This is a genomic window from Gammaproteobacteria bacterium (genome assembly GCA_027296625.1).
Classification (GTDB): Bacteria; Pseudomonadota; Gammaproteobacteria; order JAKEHO01; family JAKEHO01; genus JAKEHO01.
Window position 1 is genome coordinate 1 of sequence record JAPUIX010000118.1, and the last position, 12,154, is coordinate 12,154.

Below are 12,154 nucleotides of genomic sequence, written 5' to 3' on the forward strand. Positions count from 1 at the left end.
GATGAGACCGTAGGGGCTGATGTCTTCCAAGGTGACGTCGGATTTCTTGGCCAGCGGGTGATCCTTGGGCGTGATGAGAATCGGATCATAGGTGAAGATCGGGTAATACTGAATGTCATCTAAAACGTCCAGCATCGACCCCACAGCAAAGTCCACCTCGTTGGCACGTAGCAGTGTGAGCCCGTCTCTTCCCGTCACATTATGGAGCTTGACGCGGATGTCGGGATAGGCCGAAGTGAAGCGTTTCATGATCTTCGGGAGGATGTAGAGGATCGTCGACTCGCCAGCGGCGATGTGGAGTTCACCCGTCAACGCGTTATTGCGGCACTCGCCGAAGGCCTCAGGTAACATGTCGAGACCTTCGACCAGTGGGGAAGCGATCTCAAGCAAGGCCTTCCCGTCGGCCGTCAAGTGAATGCGGGGCCCGTGGCGTTCAAACAGCGTCACATTCAACGCTCGCTCCAGGGCCTTAATCAAGAGCGATACCGAAGGCTGGCTCAGGAACATCTGCTCGGCGGCCCGCGACATGCTCTTGGCCCTCGCCGTATAGCAGAAGGCCCTAAGCTGCTTCAGCCGGTCCCCTCGATAGTAAAAGCGGGTCATTGCACACGTCGCCCCTCTATTATTAACAATGTTAATATTGAATATTGACATAATTGACTTGTCAAATGATGCGGTGCAACGTACCGTGGTTCCTATCGCGACAAGCAGCTTAAGCATGACCCTGGCCATAACACCGCCTCACCCGCCCAGATCCCATGGGGGCGGTATTTCTTTGGCTAAACACCCAACAGGCGATAAACTTCCAGCGTAACCAGCGCTGGAGGGGCTGGGGTTTATGACTTCTGTGGCAGGAGGAGTGAGATGACAAGTGACAGTGATGCAAAAAAACTAGAAAAAGAATGGAGTGGAAACCCTCGATGGCGAGGTGTCAAGCGAGGCTATTTAGCCGAAGACGTGGTGCGGCTGCGTGGCACGGTCAAGATTGAGCATACCTTGGCCAAACAGGGCGCTGCAAAGCTTTGGCAGCTGACCCAGACGGAAGCCTTTGTAAACGCACTGGGTGCCGTGACCGGAAACCAGGCCGTCCAGCAGGTCAAGGCCGGCCTGAAGGCGATTTATCTCAGCGGTTGGCAGGTTGCAGCCGATGCGAACAGTGCTTTCGAGATGTATCCGGACCAGTCCCTGTATCCGGTTGATAGCGTCCCCACGGTGCTCAGAAAAATCAATAATGCGCTCGTTCGTGCCGATCAGATCCAGCATGCCGAAGGGAACGATTCCGTTGACTGGTTGGTGCCCATCATTGCCGATGCCGAGGCGGGATTCGGTGGTGTATTGAACGCGTTTGAGTTGATGAAGCACATGATCGATGGTGGTGCAGCGGGCGTGCATTTTGAAGATCAGCTTTCTTCTGCCAAAAAGTGCGGCCACATGGGTGGCAAGGTTCTGGTCTCGACCGAGGAAGCCGTACAAAAACTTATTGCGGCCCGGCTGGCTGCGGACATCATGGACGTGCCGACCTTTATCATCGCGCGAACCGATGCTCTAGCAGCGACCCTGCTCCGATCCGACGTCGATGATCGCGACAAGGTGTTCTGTACCGGCGAGCGCACGCCGGAGGGCTTCTTCTGTCTCAAAGCGGGCATGGATCAAGCCGTCGCACGAGGACGCGCATATGCACCGCATGCAGATCTGCTCTGGTGCGAAACCGGAACGCCGGACCTTGTGCTTGCAAAACAGTTTGCCGAAGGCGTTCGTAAGGAATTTCCGGATCAGCTGCTGGCGTACAATTGTTCACCTTCGTTTAATTGGAAGAAAAACCTGGACGATGCAACCATCGCCAAGTTCCAGCGTGAACTGGGGGCGATGGGATACAAATTCCAGTTTGTTACCCTGGCCGGATTCCATGCGTTGAACTACAGCATGTTTCACCTTGCGCGTGGCTACAAAGATCGGCAGATGTCGGCATACGTTGAATTGCAAGAGGCCGAGTTTGCCGAGGAAGCTCATGGTTACACCGCAACCAAGCATCAGCGGGAAGTGGGGACCGGCTATTTTGATGCAGTCACTCAGGCAATTTCAGGGGGGAAGTCCTCCCTTACGGCTTTAGATGGCTCTACAGAAGAAGATCAGTTCGACGACGACAAAGAGTCCCTGACGCAAGTCGCCAAGTAGTACTGGGTCGATCGTTCTGCTTAATCCAGCGAGCCGAGCGAGCGGGCTCGCCGGCAGCGCTTGTTACCGATCGATTGACAGGTTGGACGTCGCCTAAAAAAAGACAACGTGGAGTATTGATCGATGCCCTACCAGCACATTGAAGTACCGAGTGTCGGTGCACAAATTAAGGTTAATCCGGACTACTCCCTCAACGTTCCGCTTTACCCCATCATTCCCTTTATCGAAGGAGATGGCATCGGTATCGATGTGACCCCGGTCATGCGTCAGGTGGTGGACGCGGCTGTTGCCAAGGCCTACAGGGACAAGCGCGCTATCGCGTGGATGGAGGTTTACGCGGGAGACAAGGCAATCGAGCGCTATGGGGAGCACGACTGGTTGCCGGACGTGACCCTGGATGCCATGCAGCAGTATGTCGTCTCCATCAAGGGGCCGTTGAGCACGCCAGTGGGCGAGGGGATGCGGTCGTTGAACGTTGCTATCCGGCAAAAGCTCGACTTGTATGCCTGTGTGCGGCCCATTCGTTACTTTCCGGGCACGCCGACACCGTTGAGGCACTCGTCGGCCACCGACATGGTGGTATTCCGCGAGAATACCGAGGATATCTATGTCGGCATTGAGTGGCCGGCAGGGTCCGAAGAGGTGAAGCGGGTTATTCGCTTTCTCCAAGGGGAAATGGGCGTCACCCAGATCCGTTTCCCTGAGACGTCGGGCCTGGGGGTGAAGCCCGTGTCCCGAGAAGGCTCGGCGCGACTGGTCCGCAAGGCTATCCAGTTTGCGATCGATCAGGATCGCCGGTCGGTCACATTGGTGCACAAGGGCAACATCATGAAGTACACCGAAGGTGCCTTCCGTAACTGGGGTTATGAAGTCGCTATGCAGGAGTTCGGCGCGGTGGTGATCGACAAAGGCCCCTGGTGTCGCTTGAGAAATCCTAAAACTGGGCGCGAGATCATCATTAAAGATGTCATCGCTGACAATTTCCTCCAGCAGATTCTCTTGAAGCCGGAGGAATTCGATGTCATCGCCACCCTGAATCTCAACGGTGACTATATCTCGGACGCGCTGGCGGCCCAGGTCGGCGGTATCGGTATCGCTCCGGGGGGAAACGTCGGTGACGGGGTGGCCGTATTTGAGGCGACCCACGGGAGCGCCCCGAAGTACGCCGGCAAAAACCGCGTCAATCCGGGATCCATGATCCTCTCCTCCGAGATGATGCTGCGTTACCTGGGTTGGACGGAGGCCGCGGATCTAATCATCCAAGGTGTGGGCGGCGCGATTGCGTCGAAGACCGTGACATACGACCTGGCCCGGGTCCGGGCAGGAATCGCAGCCAGGCAGCGGGATGCCGCAACGGGCAGCAAGCGAAACGTGGCGGACGAGTTGCAGCGCTTGATGCCTGGGGCGACGCTTGTGAGTTGCTCCGGGTTTGCGGAGACGGTCATCCAGTATATGGAAAGCCCGGCTGCTGGCCAGGCGGCCAGTATTAAGACCGCCAAGCGGGCAGTGTAGCGTTCAGGTTCAGGCCCCGGCGCACGGGATCCCAGCTCCCAGATCTCAACTCTTCAGGCGAGTAACTTCTCCAAAACCCGCTCGTAGATAGTGGAAAGTGTGTCCAGATCTTCCAGGCGGACACACTCATTGATTTTATGGATGGTGTCATTGACCGGGCCCAGTTCCACGACCTCCGCCCCGGTGGGCGCGATAAAGCGCCCATCGGACGTCCCACCGGCTGTGTTGAGTTGGGCCTTAATGCCCGTGGCCTCAAAAATGGCTGATCGCGTCGCCTCGGTCAATGGGCCTTTGACTGAGAGAAAGGGCTCACCGGACAGGTGCCAGGTAAGCTCATAGTCGTTTTCATAGCGATTTAGGAGTGCCGTGACACGCTCGGCGAGTTCCTCGTGGGTGGTTTCGGTGGAATAGCGAAAATTGAACATCACCTCTAAGGCCGCCGGCGTGACGTTGTCGGCCCCGGTGCCCGCATTGATGTTGGAGATCTGAAAGGTGGTGGGAGGAAAGGATTCATTCCCCTCATCCCAGGTGGTCCTGCAGAGTTCTGCCATGACCGGGGCGAAGCGGTGCACCGGGTTGACGACCCGATCCGGATAAGCGGCATGGCCCTGCACGCCCTTGATCGTCAACTTGCCGTTCAATGAGCCCCGGCGCCCGTTCTTGATGACATCGCCCAGCTCTTTATGGCAGGACGGCTCGCCCACCAGACACCAGTCGATGGTGAGATCCCGGTCGTTCAGGTGCCGAATCACCTTGGTGGTCCCATCCACAGACGGCCCTTCCTCATCACTGGTGATGATGAACCCAACGGTCCCGCGATGCTTGGGAAATTGCAGGACATAGCGCGTGGCAGCGCTCACCATGGCGGCGAGACTGCCTTTCATATCGGCGGCACCGCGCCCGTACAAGTAGCCATCACGCACTTGGGGCACGAAGGGGTCTGAATCCCAGGCATCCAGGGGGCCGGGGGGCACAACATCCGTGTGCCCGACAAAAACAAATAGCGGCTGACCCTTCCCGTGCCATGCCCAGAGGTTATCCACCTCGCCATAGCGCAAGGGCTCAATGACAAAACCGACCTCAACGAGGCGCTGGCCCAGAAACGCTTGGCAGCCGGCATCGTCGGGCGTGAGAGACGCGCGCCTCATCAGCTCTATGGCCAGTTCCGATGTGACGCTCATGCCGTGTCTTTGTGCTTTGCAGAGGCGGCCCTTGGGCGCTCGATGGCGGACAGTCTTTTGACTGCGATCTGAACAAATTTGGGATTGACCTCGCAGCCGACAAAGCGGCGATCCAGCATCATGGCGGCAACCCCCGTGGAGCCAGAGCCCGCAAACGGGTCAAAGATTTGATCGCCCACAACGGTACTTGCCTTGAGACACCGTTCGATCAACTGGAGTGGCTTCTGGGTCGGGTGTTTGCCGTAGCGCTTCTCGGAGGCCCCAGGGGGCGGCATACGCCACACATTCTGCATTTGCTTACCGCTGTTTTCCTCGCGCATGGCCTCGTAGTTGAATGTGTAGCGCTCCCCACCCCCTTTTTTTGCCTTCGTCGCCCACAGCAGGAGTTCGGTGGCGTGGGTGAAGCAGCGGCAGCCCAGGTTTGGGGGCGGATTCGGTTTTTCCCAGACGATATCGTTGAGCACGCGATAGCCCAGTTCCAGCATGGCCATGCCGACGCTGAGATAGACATGCAGCGTACCGGTAACCCAAATGGTCCCGGAAGGCTTTAGTAATCGGTAGCAGGCGCCAAGCCACGCTTTGTTGAACTCGTGATCCGCCATCAGTCCTTGGCTGCGATCCCACGCACCTTTGTTGACTGTGGTACGGCGTCCGGCAACGCAGGTCGTCCCGTCATTGGAGAGTAGATAGGGCGGATCGGTCCAGATACAGTCGACGCTTTCCTCCCCAAGCAGCGCCATGACCTCGAGCTGGTCACCACAATACAATCGTGACTCGTGGTTTTCCGCCTGCCAGGCGATCGTTGCCTTCGATGACATCAGTGGCTTGCTCAAGATCCCGGTAACCTAGTCGTTTTGATTTATTTCTTCCGGTGCAAAGGCTTTGATGCTGACGGCATGAATGTCGGTCTTCATCAGATCGCCCAATGCCTCATACACCATGCGATGACGGGCTAGCGGCGGCTCGCCGGAAAAGCGCTCGGAGACGATGGTGAGGTGAAAGTGACCCCCTCCTTCTGCGCCTGCATGACCGACATGCATCGGGCTCTCGTCCTCAATGTCCAACTGCAAGGGGTTTAGGCTTTCTTGCAAACGCTGTCGAATGCGTGGTATGCGGCCTTCGTTCATTACGGTAAGACCTTTTTAAAGGGCTTTACGGCGACGTCTTTGTAGACGCCTGTTTCAATGTATGGATCGGCATCTGCCCAGATCTGGGCATCGTCCAGGGAGTCAAACTCAGCGATGATCAGGCTCCCAGAAAAGCCCGCAGGTCCCGGATCCTCAGAATCGATCCGAGGGTATGGCCCTGCGAGTAACAAGCGTCCTTGGTCTTTGAGCTCCTGCAGTCTTGCGCGGTGCTTGGTGCGCGCACTCTTGCGCCGCTCCAGACTGTTCTCGACATCTTCGCTCAAAATAGCATAGAACATGGGCTTAATCTTTCGTATCTTGCGGCTGGTCAATATAGCGGGCCATGTAAATCGCTTGGCCGACCACAAACATTAAGGTCAATCCCATGATGCCGAAGAGTTTGAAATTTACCCACGTGGCGGTATCAAAGTTATAAACCACATAGAGATTGGCAACTCCCATTGCAATAAAGAACACGACCCAGCTCAAGTTGAGCCGTATCCATACTGGGTCCGGCAGAGTGACGTTGCTCTCCATGATACGTCGCAGCAAATTCTTCCCGCCGATGAACTGACTGCCAAGAAATACAGTCGCAAAGAGCCAGTTGACGGCCGTAGGTTTCCACTTGATGAATCGCTCATCTTGCAAGATGAGCGTAGCGCCACCGAACAAGAGGATTAATGTGAAGGTAATGATGTGCAAAGTCTCGACGCGGCGAAACTTAAGCCAATAGATCCCGACCTGAGCCGTGGACGCAACAATAGCCACGGATGTCGCCAGTAAAATCCCCTGCTTTGGATCCTCGGGGATGTAAAAGGCGATGAAAAACAGAAGGATCGGAAAAAAGTCGAATAGAAATTTCATAATATGCTGTGCTTTGGGCACGCCAATGATAGCGAAAAACGACTACTTGCTCCATTCGCTCCAAACGCTCAAGCTGTAGCCACTGCCCGGGTCTCTGTTCTGTGCTATCGTAACCTGACCGTGGCGCAGTATTTTCGTATTCATCCCGAAGACCCGCAAAAGCGGTTGATCGAACAGGCAGCGAAGATCATGCGCGACGGCGGCGTGGTCGTTTATCCAACCGATTCTTGTTACGCGCTGGGATGCCAGGTTGGGGACAAGGCTGCGGTGCAACGCATTCGTCGCCTGCGGAGGCTCGGTCCGCGCCACAACATGACGCTGGTGTGCCGAGATCTGTCGGAGCTCGGCGTCTACGCGCGAGTGGACAACACGGCGTTCCGTCTCATCAAGGCGCTCACGCCCGGCCCCTACACCTTTATCCTCAAAGCCACGCGCGAGGTGCCGAAGCGCCTGCAAGACCCGCAACGCAAGACGATTGGGCTTAGAGTGCCCGATAATGCCATCGCCCGTGCCCTCATGGAGGCCCTCGGTGAGCCGAGCATGAGCACGACGCTCATCTTGCCGAACGACGGCACGCCCCTGACGGATCCGGAGGTCATCAATCAACGGCTTGCCCATGACGTGGCGCTGATCATTGATGGCGGGATTGGCGGCGTCGAGCCGACGACAGTGGTCGACCTGGTGAATGACACGCCGCATGTGTTACGAAAGGGCAAGGGTGACATTTCACTATTTCCAGACTGATGGGGCGTCAATAATCCAGCGCACGGCTGATTCATGCTTGCGTATGCCGTTCTCTATGGTCTGTCCGACACGGTATAATGCGCTCATGCCCGTGAAGACCCCGCAGCTGGCGACGCTGATGCGCCCAGGGTTTCTTGGGAGGCTGGGCTTGGGCGCGGTGTCCGGGGCACAAAGCCCATCATGTATCATCTTCTGCGATTTTTCCCGTGATCACCCAGCGCACTGAGAATCACTTGGTGAGGGGGTTTTTTGACTAATAGTTCGAATCGGCGCGTGCTCTCCGGGATGCGCCCCACCGGCCAGCTGCACCTTGGCCACTATCATGGCGTGCTAAAGAATTGGATCGAGCTTCAGCACGAGTATGAAAGCTTCTTCTTTGTCGCTGACTGGCATGCCTTAACAACCGAATACGAAGATCCAATGATCATTGGTGAAACCGTCTGGAACATGGTCATCGACTGGCTCGCGGCGGGCATTAATCCAGGGGCAGCCAAGCTGTTTATCCAGTCGCGCGTCCCCGAGCATGCGGAATTGCACGTGTTATTGTCCATGATCACGCCCCTTGGCTGGTTAGAGCGGGTCCCCTCTTATAAGGAGCAGCAGGAGAGGCTTGATTCGAAGGATCTTTCGACCTACGGTTTTCTGGGGTATCCGCTCCTGCAGACGGCTGATATTCTCATCTACAAGGCACATTTTGTCCCAGTGGGCGAGGACCAGGTTGCCCATGTGGAACTCGCACGAGAGATCGCACGCCGTTTCAATTATCTCTACGGCCGTGACCCTGGGTTTGAGGAAAAAGCCGAGGTGGCGGCCCGCAAGATGGGCAAAAAGAATGCCCGGTTGTACTTTGACCTGCGCAAACGCTTCCAAGAGAAGGGCGATGCCGTGGCGCTTGATACCGCGCACGCCCTGCTTGATTCGCAGCAGAGTATCTCGATCAGCGACAAAGAACGTCTGTTTGGTTATCTTGAAGGCGGCGGCAAGGCGATTTTCCCTGAACCCCAGGCCCTGCTCACGCCTTCCTCGAAGATGCCGGGGCTGGACGGCCAGAAGATGTCCAAGTCCTATGGCAATACCATTGCGCTCAGGGAAAATCCGACCTCTGTTGAAGAAAAGTTGCGAACGATGCCCACGGATCCGGCCCGTGTACGGCGTACGGATCCAGGCGATCCGGACAAATGTCCGGTATGGAAATTTCACGAGATCTACTCCAACGATGAGGTCAAAGAATGGGTTAAGAAGGGTTGCACAACGGCGGGTATTGGGTGTCTTGAGTGCAAGCAGCCGTTGATCGATGCTGTATTGGCTGAACAGGCACCTATTCGGGAAAGGGCCCAGGAATACCTGGATGATCCCGAGACCGTGCAGGGGATCATCGCCGAGGGGACTGAGGCAGCACGTGATGTGGCCCGTGAAACACTGGATGATGTTCGACAGGCCATTGGTTTGGTATATAGATAGGTAATGAACATGTCGAGTGAAGACGAAATGAGTCCGGATTCGGGCAGCGCGCAGCGGGAAACGCCCTTTGCGGTCGTGCAGGGTGAGCCCGTCACCGAGCTCCCCCGGGATCTGTACATCCCGCCAGATGCCCTGGAGGTGATGCTGGAGGCATTTGAGGGTCCGCTTGACCTGTTGCTCTACCTCATCAATCGGCAGAACATCGATATCCTCGATATTCCGGTTGCAGAGATTACCCATCAGTACATGAGCTATATCGAGCTGATGAGGGAACTGCAGCTCGAGCTGGCGGCGGATTACCTGCTGATGGCCGCTATGCTCGCCGAGATCAAGTCACGCATGTTGCTGCCACGGCCTGTGGATGAGGAGTTTGAGGAGGATCCCCGTGCCGAGTTGATCAGAAGGCTTCAGGAGTACGAGCGCTACAAGCAAGCAGCCCAGGACTTAGACGGCCTGCCCAGGTTGGAGCGCGATGTGTTTCCGGTTAATGCAGATGTTCCGGATAAGCGAGTGATAAAACTGCAACCTAAAGTGTCCCTCGATCAATTGCTCGACGCATTTAACGACGTGTTGACGTTGGCCCAGATGTTTGCTCACCATCATATTCAGAGAGAAGCTCTGTCGGTACGGGAGCGGATGTCCGCGGTGTTGGCACAGATACGATCTGATCAATTCACGGATTTCACGATGCTTTTCGCAGTCGAAGAAGGACGGGCTGGTGTAGTCGTTACCTTTCTCGCAATCCTGGAGCTTCTTAAGGATTCGCTCATCGATACGGTACAGAGCGAACCGTTTGGTCCAATATACGTAAAGGCAGCCGCATGAATACGGAACAGTTGAAACAGATTGTCGAGGCAGCATTCTTGGCCGCCGACGCGCCGCTCGATATTGACCGGATCTTAGAGCTATTTGATGCCGACGATCAGCCGCGCCGGGAAGAGATTCGTAGCGTAATTGAGATGCTTCGTCACGAGTGCAGAACGCGCGGGGTTGAACTCGTCGAAGTTGCAAGCGGATTCCGCTTTCAGGTGAAGCAAGAACTGTCGCGCTGGGTTAACCGCATGTGGGTGGAGCGTCCTCCCCGCTATTCTCGTGCTCTTCTTGAGACGCTTGCCATCATTGCCTATCGTCAGCCGATTACCCGGGGTGAGATTGAGGCGATCCGCGGGGTCAGCGTGAGTTCAAGCATTATGAAGACCCTTCTAGAACGCGAGTGGCTCCGCAAGGTCGGTTACCGGGATGTCCCCGGTCGACCAGCACTTTATGCGACCACTCGTCAGTTCCTTGATGATCATAATCTTAAGCAACTCTCCGAGTTGCCGACGCTGGCGGAGCTCAAGGATATTGAACAGATTAATCCGGATCTCTTCGGGGAAGTTAAGGAGGAGACAGTTGAGGCGGTTGCCGAGACCGTGAATTAATCATTCCAACTGACCCTCGGTAGCGCACCTGTCACAAAAACGATCTTGATGCGAGCAAAGCGCTGTGAGGGAGAGACTCCAAAAGGTGTTGGCACGGGCCGGACGCGGCTCTCGCCGGGAGATGGAGGCCTTGATCGAGGCCGGGCGCGTTAGCGTCAACGGACTTACCGCACAGCTCGGGACATGTGTTGATCAAGGTGACACCATCCAACTCGATGGCGACGCGCTCAAAACTCGGGATCTGTTTCGCCAATCTACCCGCGTTCTCTGTTATTACAAACCGCCGGGTGTGATCTGTAGCCGCAGAGATGTTATGGGCCGCCCGAGCGTGTTCGACGAAATTCCCCAGCTCAAAGATGGACGCTGGATCAGTATTGGGCGCTTGGACATCAATAGCTCCGGGTTGCTCATGTTCACGAATAACGGCGAATTGGCGCACCGCCTGTTACACCCGTCCAATGCCATTGAACGAGAATATGCTGTTCGCGTTCTCGGCGAAGTGCACGCCAGGCACATAGAGCGCCTGCAAAAGGGGGTCCTGCTCGATGATGGAATGGCTCGTTTCTCCCGCGTGAAGACAGGGGGTGGTCGGGGAGCAAACCGCTGGTACTATGTGACGCTCGCAGAGGGACGCAAACGCGAAATCCGGAGACTATGGGAGTCTCAGGGTCTCACAGTAAGCCGATTAATTCGCGTCCGCTTTGGGCCTGTGGCGCTACCGAAATCACGAAGATTTGGAGAGGTCTGGGAACTCGATAAGCGTAAGGTACGTGTACTCCGCGAGACTGTGGGCCTCGTGGGTATAGAGGATAATGACGAGAAGGCGCATAGCAAGCGGGCGCACCCATCAACAAAGCGGAGGCAGGGTGCTAAGTGATAAGGGCGAGCAGTCTCAAGAAGACCTTCGAGCGCCTCCTGTCTCACTACGGACCGCAGCACTGGTGGCCTGCCGATTCACCATTTGAGGTCATGGTCGGCGCGGTGCTGACGCAAAATACGGCATGGAGCAACGTCGCCCGCGCCGTATTGAACCTGAAAGAATCTGAACACCTCAGGCCCCAGGCCATTGTCGACTTGTCTGATGCCGAGCTTGCGGAGATGATCCGATCCGCGGGCTATTTCAATGTTAAGGCCCGGCGCCTCAAAAATTTCTGTCAATGGTATCTTGACCAAGGAGGTTATGACGTTCTTTCGAGACGTCCAACCCCTGATCTTCGCAAGCAGTTGCTCAGTGTCAATGGCATCGGACCGGAGACCGCTGATGACATGCTCCTTTATGCATTCAGTCGCCCCGTCTTTGTTGTTGATGCTTATACGCGCAGGCTCTTTTCGCGCCTTGGCAATGTCAATGGGAATGAAGACTACGAAGAATTGCGCGGAATGTTTGAAAAAAAGATTGGCCCTGATGTGCCGCTATACAATGAGTACCACGCGCTCATCGTTCACCATGCAAAGGAAATATGCCGAACAGTTCCACGCTGTAACGACTGTTGTCTAGCACGTCACTGCCGCTTTGTGTCATAGCGCCGCAAATTGATTTCCCGATCAGCACTGGGTAAGCTGAGCGGCCGCCCAGTGAGCGTCATGTAGCCAGTAGCATGCGTAGACCACTTGTCGCTGGAAATTGGAAAATGAATGGAACGCAAACCAGTGTCCGGCTATTGATCGA

14 protein-coding genes are annotated in these 12,154 nt (G+C 56.0%); 8 read left to right on the plus strand and 6 right to left on the minus strand.

What is annotated here, in order from left to right:
- On the minus strand, nucleotides 1-603 hold a 603-nt coding region (locus tag O6944_06635), incomplete at its 3' end, for a LysR family transcriptional regulator (GenBank protein ID MCZ6718807.1).
- Between the two features lie 261 nt (nucleotides 604-864).
- Here O6944_06635 and aceA point away from each other — a divergent pair.
- Both aceA and icd read left to right on the plus strand, forming a co-directional pair.
- Nucleotides 865-2,175 (plus strand): isocitrate lyase, encoded by a 1,311-nt coding sequence (gene aceA, locus O6944_06640; GenBank protein MCZ6718808.1) that lies wholly within the window; start codon nucleotides 865-867, stop codon nucleotides 2,173-2,175.
- 123 nt (nucleotides 2,176-2,298) lie between these two features.
- Complete coding sequence (icd, locus tag O6944_06645) at nucleotides 2,299-3,687, plus strand: NADP-dependent isocitrate dehydrogenase (protein MCZ6718809.1); 1,389 nt, start codon at nucleotides 2,299-2,301, stop codon at nucleotides 3,685-3,687.
- 53 nt (nucleotides 3,688-3,740) lie between these two features.
- On the opposite strand, the gene dapE is transcribed toward icd, so the two are convergent.
- From dapE to O6944_06670, 5 genes are read right to left on the minus strand one after another with little or no spacing between them, the layout of a single operon-like run.
- Complete coding sequence (gene dapE, locus O6944_06650) at nucleotides 3,741-4,868, minus strand: succinyl-diaminopimelate desuccinylase (protein ID MCZ6718810.1); 1,128 nt, start codon at nucleotides 4,866-4,868, stop codon at nucleotides 3,741-3,743.
- Nucleotides 4,865-5,701 carry a site-specific DNA-methyltransferase gene (locus tag O6944_06655; GenBank protein MCZ6718811.1) on the minus strand — a complete coding sequence of 279 codons (837 nt, stop codon included), beginning with the start codon at nucleotides 5,699-5,701 and terminating at the stop codon, nucleotides 4,865-4,867. The genes dapE and O6944_06655 overlap by 4 nt, the downstream gene beginning before the upstream one ends.
- Nucleotides 5,702-5,713: 12 nt before the next feature.
- Complete coding sequence (locus O6944_06660) at nucleotides 5,714-5,995, minus strand: BolA family transcriptional regulator (GenBank protein ID MCZ6718812.1); 282 nt, start codon at nucleotides 5,993-5,995, stop codon at nucleotides 5,714-5,716.
- The gene (locus O6944_06665; protein ID MCZ6718813.1) at nucleotides 5,995-6,294 is read right to left on the minus strand and encodes a YciI family protein; all 300 of its coding nucleotides are present in this window, start codon (nucleotides 6,292-6,294) and stop codon (nucleotides 5,995-5,997) included. The genes O6944_06660 and O6944_06665 overlap by 1 nt, the downstream gene beginning before the upstream one ends.
- 4 nt (nucleotides 6,295-6,298) lie before the next feature.
- On the minus strand, nucleotides 6,299-6,859 hold the full coding sequence (locus O6944_06670; protein MCZ6718814.1) for a septation protein A: 561 nt from the start codon (nucleotides 6,857-6,859) through the stop codon (nucleotides 6,299-6,301).
- A 120-nt stretch (nucleotides 6,860-6,979) separates the two neighbouring features.
- Here O6944_06670 and O6944_06675 point away from each other — a divergent pair, with 120 nt between their 5' ends.
- From O6944_06675 to O6944_06700, 6 genes are all read left to right on the plus strand, one after another.
- The gene (locus O6944_06675; protein MCZ6718815.1) at nucleotides 6,980-7,603 is read left to right on the plus strand and encodes an L-threonylcarbamoyladenylate synthase; all 624 of its coding nucleotides are present in this window, start codon (nucleotides 6,980-6,982) and stop codon (nucleotides 7,601-7,603) included.
- A gap of 249 nt (nucleotides 7,604-7,852) precedes the next feature.
- The gene (locus O6944_06680; protein MCZ6718816.1) at nucleotides 7,853-9,064 is read left to right on the plus strand and encodes a tryptophan--tRNA ligase; all 1,212 of its coding nucleotides are present in this window, start codon (nucleotides 7,853-7,855) and stop codon (nucleotides 9,062-9,064) included.
- 9 nt (nucleotides 9,065-9,073) lie between these two features.
- The gene (locus O6944_06685; protein MCZ6718817.1) at nucleotides 9,074-9,889 is read left to right on the plus strand and encodes a ScpA family protein; all 816 of its coding nucleotides are present in this window, start codon (nucleotides 9,074-9,076) and stop codon (nucleotides 9,887-9,889) included.
- Nucleotides 9,886-10,485, plus strand: coding sequence for an SMC-Scp complex subunit ScpB (scpB, locus tag O6944_06690; GenBank protein MCZ6718818.1), 600 nt, complete (start codon nucleotides 9,886-9,888; stop codon nucleotides 10,483-10,485). The genes O6944_06685 and scpB overlap by 4 nt, the downstream gene beginning before the upstream one ends.
- 64 nt (nucleotides 10,486-10,549) lie before the next feature.
- Nucleotides 10,550-11,362, plus strand: coding sequence for a pseudouridine synthase (locus O6944_06695; protein MCZ6718819.1), 813 nt, complete (start codon nucleotides 10,550-10,552; stop codon nucleotides 11,360-11,362).
- The gene (locus O6944_06700; protein MCZ6718820.1) at nucleotides 11,359-12,009 is read left to right on the plus strand and encodes an endonuclease III domain-containing protein; all 651 of its coding nucleotides are present in this window, start codon (nucleotides 11,359-11,361) and stop codon (nucleotides 12,007-12,009) included. Before O6944_06695 ends, O6944_06700 begins: the two co-directional genes overlap by 4 nt.
- Nucleotides 12,010-12,154: the final 145 nt, after the last annotated feature.

Excerpts from the sequence above, each read along its gene's own strand:
- O6944_06685 (MCZ6718817.1), top strand. The coding sequence starts at position 9,074 with ATGTCGAGTGAAGACGAAATGAGTCCGGATTCGGGCAGCGCGCAGCGG.
- O6944_06660 (MCZ6718812.1), bottom strand. The coding sequence starts at position 5,995 with ATGAACGAAGGCCGCATACCACGCATTCGACAGCGTTTGCAAGAAAGC.
- dapE (MCZ6718810.1), bottom strand. The coding sequence starts at position 4,868 with ATGAGCGTCACATCGGAACTGGCCATAGAGCTGATGAGGCGCGCGTCT.
- O6944_06665 (MCZ6718813.1), bottom strand. The coding sequence starts at position 6,294 with ATGTTCTATGCTATTTTGAGCGAAGATGTCGAGAACAGTCTGGAGCGG.
- scpB (MCZ6718818.1), top strand. The coding sequence starts at position 9,886 with ATGAATACGGAACAGTTGAAACAGATTGTCGAGGCAGCATTCTTGGCC.
- aceA (MCZ6718808.1), top strand. The coding sequence starts at position 865 with ATGACAAGTGACAGTGATGCAAAAAAACTAGAAAAAGAATGGAGTGGA.
- O6944_06670 (MCZ6718814.1), bottom strand. The coding sequence starts at position 6,859 with ATGAAATTTCTATTCGACTTTTTTCCGATCCTTCTGTTTTTCATCGCC.
- icd (MCZ6718809.1), top strand. The coding sequence starts at position 2,299 with ATGCCCTACCAGCACATTGAAGTACCGAGTGTCGGTGCACAAATTAAG.